The sequence below is a fragment of the Psychrosphaera sp. 1_MG-2023 genome (genome assembly GCF_030548245.1).
GTDB lineage: Bacteria > Pseudomonadota > Gammaproteobacteria > Enterobacterales > Alteromonadaceae > Psychrosphaera > Psychrosphaera algicola.
In genome coordinates this window covers 169,831-189,493 of sequence record NZ_JAUORW010000002.1, presented here as the reverse complement: position 1 = coordinate 189,493, position 19,663 = coordinate 169,831, and the positions used below count along the sequence as shown (strand labels likewise).

Here is a 19,663-nt window from a genome sequence, read left to right as displayed (position 1 = left end):
TGCAAAACTTCCCATTGCACCTCAATTAAAACAGCGATCACCTTACAAATTGAGGCATTAATATTGGTTGCCATAAACTTTGGCATAACTTTTCTGGATTTTTGTAGTCGCCTGCCAATAGCCAATCAATAAGGGGGGTTGGATCACTCGGATAATTAATTGCGTCTTTCGATTCCTGTTGCAACCAAGTTTCCAAAACGGCGTCATCTAAACCGGTCATCACATTCGCAAGTCCCAACAAGCTCAAAGTTTCAGCGTTAGAGGCTTGTTCAAATTGGCCATCTAGTGGTTTTAGCAATAACTTTTTACCCACGCACAGTGCTTCGCTAGAGAGTTCAAACCCGGCATTCGCAATAACACCAGCGCATGACTCTAAGTCTCGTAAAAATCCCTGACGACACGGTTTTCGGTATTTAATTGCTCGGGTATCAACATCCTTTTCTATTGAAGGATGGTAAACAACAAAATTGTGATCATGTTGGCCGTTCAACAAATCACTAATCTCATCAAGCTCTTCAAATGGCATATACACTAAAATATCTTCAGATAAAGCGCTCGTAGGTGTTTCTCTTTCGATAAAAGGGGGAATAATAGCTTGGCCAAAATGAAACCAATGCACACCTAAGGAAATGTCAGCCGGTGCAAAATATTTTAGGATCTGCTTATTAATCCAATTCATGCCCTTTGCAGGAACCTGTTCATAGTTAAACACGGCTTGATGACTAATGTTAATAACGGCAATACCCGCCTTTTTTGCTGCCCATGCAGAAACTGGCTCAAAATCATTAAGTACTAAATCATAGCAACTGACATCCAACTGATGGATGTCTTTTATCAAGCCAAACAGTTTGGCATTGCTTGCCGTTTTTAAATAATTTATCTTGCCGTGATCATGGCTAAACGTCAGTCCGTCAAAAGTACGATATTGACCAAATCGCTCCATATCAAAATATTGGTCTCGCGGTCTGCCCGAAAATACATAATCTACATCTACGTTTTGCGCAGCAAGCGCCTTCGCCATAACTCTTGCTCTTGTGATATGGCCATTGCCAGTACCCTGAATGCCGTATAATATTCTCATTTTTGTCCTTAATCCTAGATTGCCAATAGAACAAATGCTGCTTGAGCACAACCATAACCCAACAAACCACCAGCTAAAATATCACCAGGAAAATGCACCCCAAGTAATACCCTTGCTAAACCAATTAAACTCGCCCAACAATAAGCTAAAACCGCAAACTCTGGATAATACGTTGCAACAATGGAGGCAAAAACAAACGCGGCTGCGGTATGTCCAGACGGCATACTAAATTTATCAGAAGGTGCTATATGAGATTGAAATGCTTGTAATTTATTAAAAGGTCTGTTTCGTTTTACGAGGTTTTTTAAACTGATGTAAATTGGAACTTCAATTGCAAAAGCGGCGAGTGCCGTATAAAAAAACGATTCTCCATGCGGCGTTCCAGCCCACAAGATCAACAGTGCTATCGCGAAGTACAAATAGCCGTCACCAGTGCGTGAAACCCAGACACTGAGGTTTTTAATCGGGTTGTTCGATAATAGATGACACTTATAAAACAAAAATGTATCTAATTGTTGAAGCTTTCCATCTCTAATTACACTTGCCATGCTGTACCCCTTACTAAGGTATAAAAGGTTTCAAGTGTGATTAGATTAGAAAATTTAAATGTCGATTATGTGAACACCGCGCGACAACTTTGTGACATCAGAACGTTATTCGCCAAATTTGAGTTTGAAGCCAATATTAGCCAGATACACTTGTTCCATTTTCAAGTCTGCTGCTATTACAGGGTGGTCCGCCAACCACCCTTTTGGGAAAGTTAAAAACATACTGTGATCATCGACTTCAAATTTGATGTCGGGGATAAAGTTTGCTTGTCGCTTAATATTTAAGAGCACGGACAAACGTAAAATAATCATACATTGCAGTAATTCAATTTGTCGAAATTGAGTTAGTTCTGGTAACTCCGCTAAGCGGATTTTTTTACGGTGAAAGCGCGTCAATAGCGACAGGAAGGTTTGTTGTTCAGCATTAAAGCCATGTAGGTCAGCATGCTGTAAAATATAAGCTGAATGTTTTTGGACACCGCGCGAGTGAATGTGTAATCCAATTTCGTGTAAAAGTGCCGACCACCCGAGTAAATCTTTAACTCGTTTGGTATTTAATGACCAATCTTCTTTGGCTTGTTTAAACAAATTAAAACACGTGTTTAACACTAAATTTGCTTGCTCGATGTCAACATCATACCGTGTTGCTAAGCTTTGAATAGAATGCTCTCGAATATCATCGTGGTGTAAAGAGTCGTCCATTTCATAGATGACCCCCTCACGCAGCGCTGAATTTGAAAAACTTAATTTATCGACACCTAAACTAATAAATATAGCCGTTAATATCGCCAACCCAGCGGGGTAAACTTGTATACGTTGGTCGTTAACTTCACCAAGTTGCAAAGCGTCTATTTCACCAACTTGCTCGCAATATGCGCGCAACTTTTCCAAGTGTTCCAGGGTCAATTCAAAATCATCTAAATCAACATTATTATCCGCACTAGTAATAATACTTTCAATTGAGCCTGACGTACCTAGCGTTTGTTGCCACGTCGCCTTTAACAACTTATCTTCAATTTTTTCAAGTTGTTGTTGAGCAGCCGTTATTGCTTTTGAAAAGTTACTATGGGTAATCTTGCCATCAACAAAAAAACGTTGAGTATAACTGACACAGCCCATATCCAAACTTCTCAATATTTGAGGTGTTTGATTTTTTCCTAACGCAAATTCTGTCGAACCACCGCCAATATCAACAATGAGTGAATTTTGTGGTAATTGGTGTGTGTGAGCAACACCATTAAAAATTAAGCGAGCTTCTTCCTGCCCAGAAATAATTTCTACCGGATAAGGAATTATTTTCCGCGCTGCTTTTATAAATTTATATGCATTACGTGCTTTACGAAGTGTGTAAGTACCAACAATTCGAACCGAATCTGGATCAAAGCCACTAATGCTCTTTTCCATCATTTTGAGCGTATCAAGACCACGACGAATCGCTTCTTCAGATAAATAACACTCTTCTGATAGCCCTTCTGCTAAACGTACTTTTTGTTTTACTTTGTGCAGTACCTGTACCGTGCCTGAAATAATACGTACGACAACCAGATGAAAACTGTTTGAGCCTATGTCTAAAACGGCTATTTTAGTCGAGTTACGGAGATCCAGTTCATCAAATGCCGTTGTTATTTCAGTCATTATCGATTTTTTCCAAGTGCTTCAAGTAATGATAGGCTTCGATCTGTGATCGAAGGTTTTTTCGGTTTCCTCGCCTAACATACCCATTTACTTGGTTTTTGTCGATAACTCGGGCCTTTAACGTGTCCTTAAATTGCAATTCGAGCAAATATTTAATGCGTTCTTGCAAAACGGGGTCATAAATCGGACAGCCGACTTCAATTCGATCACGCATATTGCGCAACATCCAATCTGCCGATGATATATACGTTTTTTGGTCGCCGTCATTATGAAACAACATGACTCTAGGGTGCTCTAAAAACCGGTCAACCACGCTAATAATTTGAATGTTGTCACTCAACCCCTTAATTCCGGGCCGCAGGGCACACATACCACGCACAATTCCACGTACTTTGACATTATTTTCACTGGCTAGATAAAGTCGATCGATAATGTCGTTGTCTACCAAGTTATTCACTTTAAATGTGACCGCGCCAACTTTGCCCGCCTGTGCATTTATAATTTCTTGATCAATCAAAGCCAATATTTTTTCTTTAGAATTGATTGGTGAAACCATTAAATGGCGAAATTTTTGTTGGCGGTAAGGTAATTGAATGAGTTCAAATACCGATATTGCTTCTAATGAGAGGTCTTCACGTTTGGTAAATAAACTAAAATCGGTATAAACCTTAGCCGTTTTTTCATTAAAATTACCGGTACCAATATGAGTGTAATGAACAAGCTGTGCTTTTTCTTCGCGGCTGATCACGCATACCTTAGTGTGGATTTTAAATGAGGGATTACCAAATACGACACGCACACCGGCATCTGTCATGGTTTTTGCCCATGCAATATTCGCCTCTTCATCAAATCGAGCACGCAGTTCCATGACTACGGTGACCATTTTACCATTATCCACGGCATCAATGAGCGAACTGACGATTCGAGAATTTGGCGCAATGCGGTACATAGTAATACGAATATGCTTTACAAAAGGGTCAAACGCCGCCTGGCGGACAAACTCAGTGAAGTGTAAAAAGCGGTGATATGGGTAATACAATAAAATATCGGCGTGGGAAATTGCGTCAAACACCGTATCAAAACAACTAAACTGCTTACTTGTAATCGCTGGTAGTGGTGGGTTTTCTAAATTTTTACGACCTATATTGGGGAATCCAATAAAGTCAGATACGTTGCGAATACGCCCACCAGCAATTAGATTGTCATACGATGAATGTTTAAGATGCTTTTTTAAACTTTTTACCATTTCCGGCGGCATTGCGCCGTCGTAGATAACCCGCACAGGCTCGGCAATTAGACGTTGCTTCATGCTGTCAGACATCTTTTCTACGTAGGAATCGACTATGTCATCATTAATGGAATATTCAGAGTCTCGGGTCATTTTAAATGAATAGGACTCTATTTGATCAAACTTAATAAACCCTCGAAAAATAGACTCAATAAATAGCTGTATGACATCGTCTAACAAGATAATGCGTTTGTCTTTGTCTCCTTTTTCCTGCGGCAGGATGACGAAGCGTGACATCTTGTCGGTGGGTATTTCCAACGTGGCATATTTGGTCGGTTTGTCATTACGATGAATTGCGACGTAATAATAGGCCGAGGAATCATTTAGTCGGCCAACCAGATCGACCTTTTTTTCAATCATAATGGGCGCAATATGGCGCAGTATTTTGTTATCAAAAAAACCTTTTAGCCAATGACGTTGTTTGTCGTTAATTTGAGGTTGCTCAATTAGACAGATGTGGTTTTTTTTAAGCTCTTTAACAATTTGCTGAAATACGATTTCAAATTTTGCGCCTAATTCCGCTACTTGTCGCTGGATTTGCGCCATCAGTAGTTCCGTGTCGGCAGCAGCATCAAGATCGGCACTGTTATTAAATATAATGATTTTCCTTCGGACATTGGCGACACGAACACGATAAAACTCGTCCATATTGCTCGAATAGATCCCCAAAAATCGAATACGCTCAATAACTGGATTATTTTTATCTGCAGCTTCTTGCAGTACGCGTGCATTAAACGCTAACCAACTCAGCTCTTTAGGAAAATACTTCTGTTCTTTATCAATGCTTACATTCATCGACTGTCCTACATCATACCAATCGGTAATAAACCTATGATTCTATAAAAGAAATGAAAGCGACAAGATATGCCGCCATAATATTAACTATAATTCAGAAATGTGAAATTTGTATGACAGACATAAAACTTTATGAACAATTTATGACCAAAACAGTGGCGTAAATACGTATTCTTTACGTCTGCTATAACCTCGATATTACGCCGCAGCTTCGTCTAGTTTTGACAGCCGCTCACCCCAGTTCATTTGGCTCAATACTTCAGTTTTATTTTCACCATCTTTCCATCGAAGCAGCTTTAAGTTCCCTGATTGACTTTCTATCATGGTGGTACAGTTTTCAATCCAGTCACCGTCATTACAATACAAAGTGCCGTCAACCATTTCCATTTGAGGATAATGGATATGACCACACACTATGCCATCAACATCCTGTCGTTTGGCGTCAGCTATCGCGGCGTCACGGTACCTACGGATTGCTTCATTGGCCTTTTTAACCTTCGTTTTAATGTAAGACGCCATTGACCAATAAGGTAATCCTAAACGTTTTCGGACTGCATGGCATTGCCGGTTTAACCACAGCAAAACATCATATAAGGCATCACCCAATTTGGCATGAAACTTACCAAAACACACCTCGGAGTCATATTTATCGCCATGTAACATCAATAATTTTTTGCCCGTGACTGTGGTATGAATAAACTCAGAATGTATCTGCACATTACCAAAAAGTTGTTTAACATAAGGCTTCATGAGTTCGTCATGATTACCTGGTAGATAAAAAACGTCGACGCCTTCCTGCGCCCGTTGCAATATCAGATTAAGTATTTGATTATGCGTTTCTGGCCAGTAAACTCGACGTTGCAACGCCCAAAAATCCACAATATCGCCGACCAAAAATATTCTATCAGCGGTGTTGTCATGTAGAAAGTTTAGTAAAAATTCCGCTTTGCAATCACGGCATCCTAAGTGAATATCCGACAACCAAATGGTGCGGTGATGATTCTTGGCAATATAATTGGCTTGGCTCATAACAGATCCTTTCGTTATCCTGATTATCTACAAAGTTATTCCTACAGACTTATTTCTCACGCTTAACTCTGCAGATAGCGTTTCCGCTTTTGGGGTTTCATTTTTTCAATGTCCACCAGCACAAATCCATCAATACAGTCTGAAAAGTCTGGGTCAACGTTATAGCTACAAAACTGGGTTCCGCCGTCGTCACACAGTTCTGAATATTGTTTATATAACGTTGGAACACTAGTGTTTTCATCTTTCATTTTTTGTTTTAGTAAGGTAAATTCGGTTTGATAGTCATCTCCATTAAAGTGAAGGCCGCTATCGGTTGGTAACAAAAATGGTGTTTTGGCATAAACAATTGGTCCACGACTGCCAAAATAGGCCTGATAAAATCGGATCAAGCTGGTTTTTGCTTCCATATTTAAGTCATTGCTGACACTGACGGCCCCCAATAAATATCGAATATCAGGGTGTTTCGCCAAATAAGCACCAATGCCCTGCCACAAATAATCTAAACTACGTTTGCCCCAATATTTGGGTTGCACAAAGCTTCGTCCTAGCTCTAGCCCACGTTGTACTATTTCATCCGTTAAGTGGCTTAAATCAAACAGCGTATCTGTGTATAAACCAATGTGGGAGTGAAACTCCTTAACACGTTTGGTTGGTGCCATTCGGTATGAACCTACAATTTCGAGCTCTTCGTCATCCCATAAAATAATGTGGTCGTAGATATTGTCGTATTTGTCGATGTCTCTTCTTAAGCCTGTACCTTCACCGACCGCTCTAAATGTAAGCTCTCTAAGCCGTCCCAATTCACGCATAACCGACGAATCACTGTCGTGAGTAAAGTTGTAGATCAATTTACCATCACTGGTTGTGCCAATAAGCTCACTTAGCTTGAGTGCTGACTTCAGCTGTTTTCGATCTTCGGGGTGGGCCATACTTTCTAATTGCTCAGAAAAAATGGGTAAGGTTTTTTTCTTTGATAATTTGTATAAATGTTTCTTGAACAACTTAACGAGCTGTTTGTTCTCAACAGGAATATTAGTATAGGTAGCGTAACTTATTGGTTTTCCAATTCTCACTCTAAGTTCTTGGTCATGTTTTTTAAACATTTCGTGAACTAGCCACAGCGTTGACACCGGTTTTGCCAGCATCGACAAACCATAAAAGAACGCAGAGTTTTTGCCATCAATATGAATGGGCAAAATTGGCGCTTGTGTTTTTTTAGCAAATCGTAAAAAGCCGTTTTTCCATTTACCGTCTTTAACACCTGTTGCTGACATTCGTGACACTTCACCAGCGGGAAAGATTAACAATGCGCCACCATCGACAAGGTGATTTTCAATCGCTTTCATGTTTTCTTTGGCAGTTTTATTGCCCATGTTATTTACCGGAAGCAATAAAGGTCGCAGCGGTTTTATCGCCCACAAAATGTCGTTGGCAACCACTTTTACATCTCTTCGAATATTGCAAAACATTTTAAGTAAAACCAATCCGTCTAAGCTGCCGATTGGATGATTGGCAATTGCCACAACTTTGCCTGTCGAAGGGATATGCCTTAATTCACGATCTTTGGTGATAAACCCAAATTCGAAAAATTCTAGTGCTTGTTCGACAAAATCAACACCGACGAGATGTGGATAAGTTTGTTCAAAACGTTGGAATTCAGATTCGTGGAAGATAAACCTTAAAAAACGCAAAAACGAGTTCTTTAAAAACGGGCTACCTGACTCAATTGCTGGGAAATTTTCCGCAACGACATTTTCTACCGAAATCATATATTACATTCCATAACTACATTACCTGGTCAATGTAGTCTGCCAAAATGACAGTTCCGTGACCGTAACATTGCAACGAGATGAAAGTTGTCAAATTGAAATATAACGCAGATTATCGCGGCAGATTTATACTGCTAATCACTGGTGGCTCTTAGCTCTACAGTATTGCCATCAGGGTCCTGAATATAAATGGAGGGGCCATATCCGCCCGCGCCATACCGAACCTCAAACTGCGGAGGAGACTGGGAGTGTGTTTTTATATGTTGACTGATTTGCTCTATTGTAGCGTCAGCTACAGTTAAGCAAAAATGATCGAGATTAACGGGTTTACATGGCGCACCACCACCTTCTCGACCAAGCTCGCCTGATATATCGATAATATCAATTAACGAATGACCCGCACGCAATTGTATTAAGCCCAATTCTTCTGTTCTATCACGCTCAATTGGGCAGTTTAAAATGTCAGAATAAAATGAAACAAGACCCGACAAGTTATTGGTACGAAGTACAATATGATCAATCCCAATGATATTAAGTGCCATATTAAGTTGCTCGATTTGCAGTGGGATGTTTTGAGTATAGTTGGTTTTAATTTTAACGATAAAGCGAGCTAATAATAAATTTTAAACAAAAAAAAGTCAGCGAATGCTGACTTTAAACTCATGACAAAATGATTATTGGTTGGGAAACCAGATTAGCCAAATTGATTCATTGTATTGTCGTCACCTGCAGCTTTAAGTGCTGCATCACCGGCAAAGTATTCTTTATGGTCATCACCCATATCCGAGCCGGCCATGTTTTGGTGTTTAACACACGCTATACCTTGACGGATTTCTTTACGCTGAACATTTTCTACATAACCTAACATGCCCTGGTCACCAAAGTATTCCTTGGCTAGATTATCAGTAGACAATGCAGCAGTGTGGTACGTTGGTAGCGTAATCAAATGGTGGAAGATACCCGCTTCTTTGGCTGCGTCAGCTTGGAACGTTCTGATCTTTTCATCAGCTTCTTTTGCCAATTCTGTTGCATCATAAATTGCACTCATTAAATCTGCACGCTCGTAACCTGTTACATCTTTCCCTTCTTCAACCCAGGCATCAAACACCTGTTCGCGGAAGTTTAGTGTCCAGTTAAACGATGGACTGTTGTTATAAACCAATTTCGCATTTGGAACGACTTCTCTGATTCGGTTGATCATTCCACCAATTTGACCAATATGCGGTTTCTCTGTTTCAATCCACAACAGATCAGCGCCGTTTTGTAGTGATGTAATTGAATCTAGAACGCAACGGTCTTCACCAGTTCCCGGTTTAAACTGGAATAAGTTTGAAGCCAAACGCTTAGGACGCAACAACTTGCCATCACGATTTAACACCACATCACCATTTTTCATATCGGCAACAGAAACTTCTTCGCAGTCTAAGAAGCTATTGTACTGATCACCTAAATCACCCGGTGTATTTGTTACTGCGATTTGTTTTGTTAAACCTGCACCTAATGAATCTGTGCGGGCGACAATAACACCATCATCAACACCCAGTTCTAAAAATGCGTAACGTACCGCTCTAATTTTTGCTAGGAAATCTTCATGGGGCACTGTGACCTTACCATCTTGGTGACCACACTGTTTCTCATCTGAAACTTGGTTTTCAATCTGAATACAACACGCTCCCGCTTCAATCATCTTTTTAGCGAGTAAATAAGTTGCTTCGGCATTACCAAAACCAGCATCGATATCGGCAATAATTGGTACGATGTGCGTTTGGTGATTATCAATCTCATTTTGCAATTTTTGTTCTAGCACTTGGTCTCCCGCTTCACGCGCTTTATCTATTTCACGGAAGATGCCACCCATTTCACGAGCATCGGCTTGGCGTAAAAAGGTATAAAGCTCTTCAATTAGCGACGATACAGAGGTTTTCTCATGCATCGATTGATCAGGTAATGGCCCAAACTCTGAACGAAGTGCTGCTACCATCCAACCTGATAGGTAAAGGTAACGACGGTCAGTGCTATTGAAATGTTTCTTAATAGAGATCATTTTTTGTTGGCCGATAAATCCATGCCAGCAACCTAACGATTGAGTGTATTGACTTGAATCTGCGTCATAATTTGCCATGTCTTGGCGCATAATTGCGGCTGTATATTTGGCGATGTCCAATCCAGTCTTGAATTTATTCTGCGTACGCATTCTTGCTGCGTGCTCTGGGTTAATCGCGCTCCAGCTTTCGCCATTCTGGCTACGGATGGCTTCTAATAGTTCAATTTCATTTGTGTAAACAGACATAGTCGATTCCTCGAGTTGTTATTTTAATAATTGAAACTCAACAAGGTTTGTCGAGATAAAACAAAACTTGTTTGCATTTGTTGATGACAACTCTAGGGTATTGCACTAGGATTCATCAAATAGATAAATCTCATTTACGGAATTCACAGCATGAATATTAGTAAAATCGATCTCAATTTATTGGTATATCTGGATGTATTATTACGAGAGAAAAACGTAACTCGCTCGGCAGATCAACTTTCAATCACTCAACCTGCGATGAGCAATGGCTTAAAAAGACTTAGGGATTTGTTTTCAGATCCAATACTTGTTCGCACCTCAGAGGGCATGATGCCTACAGCCCGGGCATTGCAGTTACAACCTGTGGTCCGTGATGTACTGTCTAAGCTTGAAGCGACAATTCAACCTGAAACCGAGTTTGATCCGCTAACTTCAAATCGCACTTTTCGAATCATGGCCAGTGATTACGCCGAAACAACATTGCTTGCTAAAGTGCTTGGCGAGCTTAGAACAAAGGCTCCTAGCCTCACTTTAGATATTGTAACGCCTTCGGATGTGAGCTTTCACGATGTAGAACTTGGTAAAGTAGACATGGCGATCAACCGGTTCGAAGAGTTGCCGTTGTCATTCCACCAAAAAGTAATTTGGTACGATACTTTCTCTTGCATGGTAAGCAACGACCATCCATGTTTGCCCGATTTTGACTTAGATAAATACTTAAGTTCAAAGCACGTTTGGGTGAGCAAAACCGGCTTTGGCGTTGGTGTAGGTATTGATCCAAACGAAGTTCAAAAGCTTGGTTGGGTTGACGTAGAGTTGGCAAAGCTAGATAAAAAAAGAGACATCAGCGTGTTTACACGGCATTACCACATGGCCATGTGGCTTGCCAAAGAACAGCAATTAATTGCAACGTTACCAACCAAAGCAACCGAGCTTTATGCCGATAACCCCATGATATGCGTGATGGACCCGCCATTTGACATTCCGCCAATAGCCTTAAAGATGGCCTGGTCTCCACTATTGCACCACGATGTTGGGCATATTTGGTTAAGACGCCTTATCGTAGATGTAGGTGCCAAACAGTAATTTGGTCATTTTGGAGCCATAAACTTGTTTAAAAGAAATACCTTAGCACCATTATTCATAGCGTGAATGACAAACATCAAAACACTAAACTGTTTAAATATAGGCATTTCCATTTAATATCAATTGTTATCTAAATTTCCGTTGGGGTCTTATATTATGCAGGACGTAGAACACATTCAATTTAACAATCTATCGATTGACGAAGCTTTGTATCAATTCGTAAACAACTCCGTATTAAAACACTTGGGGTTACAACCAGATGCATTTTGGACGGGTTTTGAGCAGCTACTAGGCAAACATATATCCACAAATGAGGCCTTGTTAGATAAGCGTGAAACATTGCAAAGCCAAATTGATGCGTATCATCAATCAAACCCAACATTTGAATTTTCGGAATATAAACGCTTTTTAAGTGACATAGGCTATCTGTTACCAGAGCCAGATGGCGTTACTATCAGCCCGAAAAACGTCGACAATGAGTTGTCGGAAATTGCCGGTCCACAACTTGTTGTGCCCGTAATGAATGCGCGATATGCCCTAAATGCAGTAAATGCTCGATGGGGAAGTTTATATGATGCACTTTATGGTACAGACGTTATTCCTCATGATACGGGGTCAGAACCTGGCGCACATTACAATCCAATTCGCGGAGAACAGGTTATTGCCTATGGTAGAGCCTTTTTAAATGACATAGTGCCAATATCTGGCGCAAGTTGGGAAGATGTTTTAGGTTTTGACATTGAACTAGGTCAACTAAAACTTAAGGTTGCCGGTCAAATTGCACCACTAGAAACCCCAACGCTATTTGCGGGATACCGTGGCCTGCCTCATGCACCAACCCATCTTTTGTTTAAACATAACAATTTGCATTTCTACATCGAAATCGACGATACCCATATTATAGGTAAAACCGATTTAGCCCATATCAAAGACATCAAAGTTGAGTCGGCAATCAGTACAATAATGGACTGTGAAGATTCAGTTGCAGCTGTTGATGGCGAAGACAAGGTGCAAGTTTATAAAAACTGGCTTGGGTTAATGCAGGGGGATTTATCAACTGAAGTAAATAAAGGGGGTAAGTCAATCCTCCGCAAAATGAATCCAGATCTGCAATTTATTGGTAACAATGGCAATTCACTTAGTTTAAGTGGTCGTTCATTGATGTTTGTCCGCAATGTTGGCCACTTAATGACAACCCCTGCAGTCTTATATAACCAAAAAGAAATGCCTGAAGGCATTTTGGATGGCGTAATTACTAGCTTAATTGGTAAAATCGATTTGCTTAAACCTGTTGATGCCACAATCAAAAATTCGCAAAAAGGGTCAATATATATCGTTAAGCCCAAAATGCATGGCCCAGAAGAAGTCGCATTTGCAAATCAATTATTTGACGACATAGAAGACCTAATCGACGTTCCTCGCCATACCATAAAAATGGGAATTATGGACGAAGAACGTCGAACCTCTTTGAATTTGAAGGCATGTATAGCCGAAGCGGCTGAACGAGTAGTCTTTATCAATACTGGATTTTTAGACCGTACAGGTGATGAGATTCATACCAGCATGTTGGCGGGCCCATTTTTACCAAAAGCTCAAATTAAAACTGAACCTTGGCTAGATGCTTACGAACAATCAAATGTGGCCTACGGATTAGCAACTGGGTTTCACCACGCAGCTCAGATCGGCAAAGGTATGTGGCCTATCCCAGATCATATGCAAGCCATGATGGTTGCCAAACTAGCCCACCCTCAAGCTGGAGCAACAACAGCGTGGGTGCCTTCACCAACGGCAGCCACGTTACATGCATTGCATTATCACAAAATCAATGTTGGGTCGGTTCAGGAGTCGCTACTGACACGCTGTAAGTCAAATATTGATCAGATCCTGCAAATACCTTTGTTGCAAGATGAAGAACAGCTTACACAAACAGAGATCACCGCTGAAATCGAAAATAATGCTCAGGGAATTCTCGGTTATGTGGTTCGGTGGGTTGACCAAGGAGTTGGTTGTTCTAAAGTGCCAGACATTAATAATGTGGGCTTAATGGAAGATCGGGCGACATGTCGTATATCAAGCCAACATATCACCAACTGGCTACATCACGGCTTATGCAATAAACAACAGGTAGTCGACATTTTCAAAAAGATGGCGGTAATCGTAGACAAACAAAACCACAATGACAAAAGTTATGTTTCTATGGCGCCTCATTTTGACTCGTCCATAGCTTTTAATGCTGCATTAAATCTTGTATTAGAGGGAACAACACAACCAAGTGGTTATACTGAACCTTTGTTGCATCAAGCTCGATTAGCCAAAAAACAAGCGCAAGCTACACCCGCACAAATGGCTGGTTAAGCATAGTAAATGACCAATCGCTAACACTAAAATGGGGCCACTGTGGCCCCATTTTATTCATTTAATATACCTGCCCTTGAGCTCACTAAGACACTTTATATCGCTCAATTTCTTCATGTAATATTGCTGCTTGCTTAGCAATATCTTGGCTTGCTTCAGCATTCGTCGCTGCACTCATTTGACTGCGTTCGGCAATATCTCGTATTTGAATAACGTGTTTACTCATTTCTGTCGCGACTTCATCTTGCTCCTGCAGTGAATTGGAAATTTGACTATTCATATCCACCACTTCCTGCACGTGACTTGAAATTAACTTAAGCGACTCACCCGCACGGTTAGCTTGCTCTGAACATTCAATTCCGTATTTATGGCACTGTGTCACAACAGCAACGATAGTCTGAGTACTCATCTGCAAAGAATTAATGATAGTTTCAATTTCACTTGTGGACTCTTGTGTACGCATCGCAAGGTTTCTAACTTCATCGGCAACCACAGCAAAACCCCGACCTTGTTCTCCAGCACGCGCAGCTTCAATCGCTGCATTCAACGCCAATAAGTTTGTTTGCTCAGCAATCCCCCGGATAGCGTCTGAAACAGTACCAATTGATTGACTGTCTTGTTCTAGTTTTTCAATTTGTGATAAGGCTTCCTGTAACTGACTGGCCAGTTCGTTAATATTTTTCGACGTCTGTTCAACCTCGTTCGAGCCACTATCAGCTAATTCTCCGGTTTTATTTGCGGTCGCTGTGGCTAATTGGGTATTTTGATGAATATCTGAAACTGTTGCCTGCATTTCGGCGCCCGATGTCGCGACCATATCACTTTCTTGGAACTGCTTTTCCATCCCATCTAAAGTATCTTGGGCATTCTCAGCAAGTTCTACCGTGGCATTATCCAATGTAGTTAACGCCTTATTTACGTTGTAAATTAAATGTTTAAAATCACTTATAAGCGTATTAACATCCTCACCTAACTCAACCAGTTCGTCTTTACCTTTTGTTTTAACAAGCCAGGTAAGATCTTTTTTAGTTCGTATATGAGAGATTGCATTTCTAACCGCCAATATTGGACTAATAATGCTCTGACTCGTGTAATAAACAACTACCATGACAAAAATCATAGCGCCGATAAAGACGATAATAGCCGTAATCGTTGCGGTACTAATTGCCTGCTCTAGGCTAGTTTCAAGTTTGCTTTTAATCGCACTCAAGCTGTCTTCAGTTTGCGTTATCGTCCCACGCAGTTGACCTAAAAGGCCAGACTGCGCGTTTAAACCAATCGCTTTTTCCGCTTTCGCTAGGTTTAAAAATTTTTCTTTATAGATATCCAAAGACGCTTTAATTCGGGTTGCGGTGTCGCCCGTTAGATCGGCATTATCTATGTCTTTATAAAAATGCGTCATTTGTTCGTCAAATACCGTAAGGTACTTGGCATCTCGACGTAACATAAAGTCTTTTTCTGTTCGGCGTAATTGCAACATATCAACCAATAATCTATGAGTCTGATTACTCTTTAAAATATCCTCGACATCATGCACAGCATTTCGTAGTTCGCCATATAATCCATCTTTTGAATCCAAGCCGACTTTCTGTTGAAACTGACTCACTTCGACAAACTGCTTCGTGTAGAGCTCAGATATTTGAGCAAAGGTGTCTAGTTCGGATGCTTTAATACCCAAATCAGAGGTCATAACACCTAGTTCTGCAATTTGTTTTGATAAAAGAGCAGAATTCTTAGTAAACAAATCGACGTATTTAAGCTCTTTTCTCGCGAGAAAATCTTTTTCATTTCGACGTAACATTAATACTTGAGAATTTAGCGACTCCACCTTTACTAGCGCTTGTCCCAAATCATTCATTTTAGTTAGGTTAATCAGCATCAAAGCAAATAGCGTAAGTAAAGCCAGAGCAATCACGACTGCGTTTACCTGCAGGCGCGCTCTAATAGTTAAATTTGTCAATAAGTTCATATAGAAGCCTTTCTATAAAGTTTATGATTTAGGATGGTGTTAGTTAAGCTTTATCGGACTATTTTAGTCAGTCATTAATAGAAATGATGTCCTAATTCAATTTAGTGCAACTTCATTTAGGTATAACAAATATTACCGATCTTTCTAGTTCACCTAACAAAAAAACTAGTTTTATAGGAAAGTTCAAGCATATATGGCGTTATTCAATTGTAATATCAGCGGCTTTGGCGTATAAAAATCATACTTATTATAGGGGTAGTTATCTAATGAAAGTTACGTTTTATGGTGTTCGGGGTTCGGTTCCAACGCCAGGAAAGGAAACCAGCCGCTATGGAGGCAATACGCCTTGCACCGTACTGGAAAGTAATAATGGCCAAAAGCTAATATTAGATGCGGGCACAGGTTTACGGATCGCCAGTTGTGAATTTAGCGATTACCCACTGCCAATCAATATTTTGTTGAGTCACCATCACTGGGACCATATACAGGGATTTCCGTTTTTCTCGCCTGTCTTTAAAAAGAACAGTCAAATCACCATTTACCCCGGTCAAACCGATACTCAGCACGATACGGCGATATTAGACCAAATGTCCAAAAGTTATTTCCCGGTTAAATATCATCAAGTGCCTTCGACAATTACGATAAAAAAGACAGATTTTTCAGAAGGATACGACATTGGTGACTTTCATATTCAGTCGATGAAAATGAATCATCCGGACGGTGGCACAGCCTTTAGGATATTTTGTGACAATAAGCTGTTAATATACGCGACTGACAACGAGTTATTAGCCCCTGAAAGTCATAATAAACATGGTGTCCAAGATTGGGTTAAATTTTGCGAAGACTCAGATATGTTAATTCATGATGCACAATATTTAGCACATGAAATGAATGATAAACTTGGTTGGGGTCATTCATCCATTGATGAAACACTAAACTTAGCAGAGTTGGCTAACGTTAAGCTATTGTGTTTATTTAGCCACGACCCACTAAGAACAGATGATCAGCTTGATGATTTAACGGCAAGAATACTCGGTGAGAAACCACCTTATAGTTTCTTTTTTGCAAAAGAAGGGAGGAGCCTGACTTTATAAAAGGCTCAATCAAATTTGGTAACTAATTGAAAATAATTCTAGGTTTAAAATGTTAAAAAGTATGGCAAGGATATATTGTTTAATCGCTGCTTTAGGGATGACTGCACAACTACATGCGGAACAGCCCTCTTTTACCGAAGTGATAAAACAACTTAATTCATTATTAAAAGCCAAAGATTATATTGCTGCATATCAATATGGTGACGACCAAACCTTTGAATACGGTGGTGACCCTGAATTTGATTTATTAGTTGGTTTAGCGGCCTACGGCAGTGAAAAATATCAAGAAGCAGTTTTTGCTTTTGAACGGGTTTTATTAACCAAACCAGGTTCTTATTTGAGTCGCTACTATTTAGCCTCTAGTTATCTAAAAGTAGATAACCTTCATGCCGCAGCCGCCGAGTTAGAGCGCCTATTAACACGCCCGTTAACCCAAACACAACGCGAAAAAACAGAAGCTTTACATAACCGTGTTGAAAGAATTTTAGTCAATCGTAATTTAACCTGGTATCAGCAAGTATCGTCAAGTATTGCATATGATAACAACGTAAATAGCGGTACAGACCAAAAAACGATTACATTACCTAATATCGGCGAGATTCAATTATTTGACACTTCAAGAGCAACACGTGACTTGAGTTATTCTGTAAATTATATGGCAGGATATCAGCACCCTATCAGCCAATATCAATGGTTAAAAATTGATGTATTGGCAAGCTATTTTGGCTATGCACAACAAACTCAATATCAACGTTTTCAAGCTGGGTTTAATCTCGCCTATGAGCAAGAATTGTTGCGTGGAAAAGTATCAGTCGCAGGTTTTTCTCGGCCACTGTGGCGTGAAGTTGAACAAGCCACAAGTGTTGAAGACTTAACGGGCAATGTTGAAAAAGAAATAGGGCCTTACCGCACAGAGAATGGTATTTCGTTATTTTTTCAGAAGAACACCAGTCGCAAAACCAGTTATCGTTTAGGCGGTAACTATTCAAAAATAGCCAATGATGTTAATCCCCAGCTTGACATGACACGAACCAAAATTAGCGGTTCGTTCCAATACAAAACAAAGCTACTGCACACCATAATTGGACATTGGCAACAAGATGTTACCGACGATCAAGCAAGTAATTACAATAGTAAAGACACTATGGGTGTTACATACCAAGTTACTTGGCCAATCACCAATACCTTAGTTAGCAACAGTTATATCATGGTTGAAAACCACAAGTATGACGACGAGCACCCACTATTTAAAGAAATAAGAGATGAGGTAATGACTGCCTTATCTTCACAGCTGCTGTTTAATTCATCAGATAAGCTACAATTAAAGCTCTCGATAAATGTACAGAACAAAGAGAGTAATGTAGAGCTATTTAGTTACGACCGCTTGGAAGTGGCCGGCAGTTGGCAATATCGATTTTAGGAGACGTACATGTTAATTCGTTCAGTACTATTATTATCAGGCTTAATGTTTATATCAAACAGCCAAGCCCAAACCGCAGCGGGAAAGACTCTCGTAACTCGTGGTGAGGTAAGCGCTATTTCGTCTTCCGGTGCAGATACCAGAAAATTAAAACGCCGTTCGCCGATTTATAGCAGCGATGTCGTTTCAACAGGTGCTAATGCAAAAGCTCAGTTACGTATGACCGACGGCGGCATGATTGCATTAAAAGAAAATAGTGAACTCCTTATCTCCGACTACAAGTTTAGCGACGACAATGGTCGTGGTTCGGTTGTTATGGAACTTGTGAAAGGTGGCCTACGTTCAGTTACCGGTTCAATTAAAGCTGAAAGCGGTGATTACAAATTAAAAACCCCTGTGGGCAGTATCGGTATTCGCGGAACTCACTATGAAGTAGAAATCGTTGGCGGCACAATTTGGGTTGCTGTATGGGACGGAGCGGTGGATTTAGACATTACCTCTGGTGATCAGTCGGGTAGCACTTTATCCCTCGGACAGAATGAAGGCTACTCCTACGCCAGTATTGATCCTCAGGGCAAAGTAACCACATTTATCGAACCCCCTCAAACATTTGAAACCGGCATGACAACGGAAGCCGACGATATCGATCAGAATGAAGAAGAGGAAGAAGAAGAAGAAACCCAAGAAGAGAGTACAAGTAGCACGGTAGCAACCACTACTGTCGTTGCGTCAATTACGGTTGAGGCTGATTCCGACTCCGAAGAAAACACCGATGCTGAAGATGAAGCAGAAATCGATTCTGAAGTTGAACAAGCACAAGAAGTGGCAACTACAGTTGAAGAGGATGCAGATAATCTGATTGAAGACGAATCATTTTTAGCAACAGACGATTTTAACTCCTTAGATACCACACCTATTGAAGAGCTTTTAGCAGAACGAACAGGGGATTTCACCTATAACCAACTTGCTAATTCTTCGTTAGAATCATCGGTAGGTCCTGTAAGTAACTTCCAAGTTGCAATGACCATCGACTTTGACAAAGGCACAGTCCCTGAAGGCAATATGTCTTTTGACGACGCTGGTGGCGAATGGTTTGCGACTTTTGATGGTGTCATAAATATTGATGAAATTGACCTAGATATAACCTATGCCTCCCATGGTGACAACTTAGCCGATGGCGATATAGAAGTAGACTTTCTTGACGGATTAGACTCAATAATTGGTGATTTTACGCTGGAAGAAATTGCCAATCCTGACATTAATGTCAAGGGTACTTTCACCATAAAGTAGCAAAATAAATTTAA

Annotated in this window: 14 protein-coding genes; 5 read left to right on the top strand and 9 right to left on the bottom strand. The window is 40.4% G+C overall.

The features are described 5' to 3' along the window. Nucleotides 1–37: 37 nt before the first annotated feature. The 8 genes from Q4575_RS02430 to Q4575_RS02395 form a co-directional block, all read right to left on the bottom strand. Nucleotides 38–1,081, bottom strand: a complete 1,044-nt coding sequence (locus tag Q4575_RS02430) for an MJ1255/VC2487 family glycosyltransferase (protein ID WP_303521223.1) — start codon at nt 1,079–1,081, stop codon at nt 38–40. A 14-nt stretch (nt 1,082–1,095) separates the two neighbouring features. Next, the gene (locus tag Q4575_RS02425; RefSeq protein ID WP_215963348.1) at nt 1,096–1,629 is read right to left on the bottom strand and encodes a phosphatase PAP2 family protein; all 534 of its coding nucleotides are present in this window, start codon (nt 1,627–1,629) and stop codon (nt 1,096–1,098) included. A gap of 105 nt (nt 1,630–1,734) precedes the next feature. Further along, nucleotides 1,735–3,264, bottom strand: coding sequence for an exopolyphosphatase (locus tag Q4575_RS02420; RefSeq protein WP_303521222.1), 1,530 nt, complete (start codon nt 3,262–3,264; stop codon nt 1,735–1,737). After that, nucleotides 3,257–5,347: a polyphosphate kinase 1 gene (ppk1, locus tag Q4575_RS02415; RefSeq protein WP_252736730.1), complete on the bottom strand. Its 2,091-nt coding sequence runs from the start codon at nt 5,345–5,347 to the stop codon at nt 3,257–3,259. Before ppk1 ends, Q4575_RS02420 begins: the two co-directional genes overlap by 8 nt. A gap of 198 nt (nt 5,348–5,545) precedes the next feature. Beyond that, the gene (locus Q4575_RS02410) at nt 5,546–6,376 is read right to left on the bottom strand and encodes a UDP-2,3-diacylglucosamine diphosphatase (protein ID WP_215963346.1); all 831 of its coding nucleotides are present in this window, start codon (nt 6,374–6,376) and stop codon (nt 5,546–5,548) included. Nucleotides 6,377–6,438: 62 nt separating this feature from the next. Then, nucleotides 6,439–8,145 carry a lysophospholipid acyltransferase family protein gene (locus Q4575_RS02405; RefSeq protein WP_215963345.1) on the bottom strand — a complete coding sequence of 569 codons (1,707 nt, stop codon included), beginning with the start codon at nt 8,143–8,145 and terminating at the stop codon, nt 6,439–6,441. A 134-nt stretch (nt 8,146–8,279) separates the two neighbouring features. Then, a complete protein-coding gene (locus Q4575_RS02400; protein ID WP_303521221.1) occupies nt 8,280–8,687 on the bottom strand; it encodes a VOC family protein in 408 nt (135 codons plus the stop codon). A 152-nt stretch (nt 8,688–8,839) separates the two neighbouring features. Further along, nucleotides 8,840–10,435 carry an isocitrate lyase gene (locus Q4575_RS02395; protein ID WP_215963343.1) on the bottom strand — a complete coding sequence of 532 codons (1,596 nt, stop codon included), beginning with the start codon at nt 10,433–10,435 and terminating at the stop codon, nt 8,840–8,842. 150 nt (nt 10,436–10,585) lie between these two features. On the opposite strand from Q4575_RS02395, the gene Q4575_RS02390 reads away from it, so the two are divergent. Both Q4575_RS02390 and Q4575_RS02385 read left to right on the top strand, forming a co-directional pair. Further along, nucleotides 10,586–11,521, top strand: coding sequence for a LysR family transcriptional regulator (locus tag Q4575_RS02390; protein WP_215963342.1), 936 nt, complete (start codon nt 10,586–10,588; stop codon nt 11,519–11,521). Nucleotides 11,522–11,677: 156 nt separating this feature from the next. Beyond that, nucleotides 11,678–13,876 (top strand): malate synthase G, encoded by a 2,199-nt coding sequence (locus Q4575_RS02385; protein WP_215963341.1) that lies wholly within the window; start codon nt 11,678–11,680, stop codon nt 13,874–13,876. An 85-nt stretch (nt 13,877–13,961) separates the two neighbouring features. Here the strand turns inward: Q4575_RS02385 and Q4575_RS02380 are convergent, their stop codons facing one another. Next, nucleotides 13,962–15,845 (bottom strand): methyl-accepting chemotaxis protein, encoded by a 1,884-nt coding sequence (locus Q4575_RS02380; RefSeq protein ID WP_303521220.1) that lies wholly within the window; start codon nt 15,843–15,845, stop codon nt 13,962–13,964. A gap of 266 nt (nt 15,846–16,111) precedes the next feature. Between Q4575_RS02380 and Q4575_RS02375 the strand changes: the two genes are divergently transcribed. From Q4575_RS02375 to Q4575_RS02365, 3 genes are read left to right on the top strand one after another with little or no spacing between them, the layout of a single operon-like run. Further along, a complete protein-coding gene (locus Q4575_RS02375; RefSeq protein WP_215963339.1) occupies nt 16,112–16,939 on the top strand; it encodes an MBL fold metallo-hydrolase in 828 nt (275 codons plus the stop codon). A gap of 49 nt (nt 16,940–16,988) precedes the next feature. Beyond that, a complete protein-coding gene (locus Q4575_RS02370) occupies nt 16,989–18,359 on the top strand; it encodes a surface lipoprotein assembly modifier (protein ID WP_303521219.1) in 1,371 nt (456 codons plus the stop codon). 9 nt (nt 18,360–18,368) lie between these two features. Further along, nucleotides 18,369–19,649: a FecR family protein gene (locus Q4575_RS02365; protein WP_303521218.1), complete on the top strand. Its 1,281-nt coding sequence runs from the start codon at nt 18,369–18,371 to the stop codon at nt 19,647–19,649. Nucleotides 19,650–19,663 lie beyond the last annotated feature (14 nt).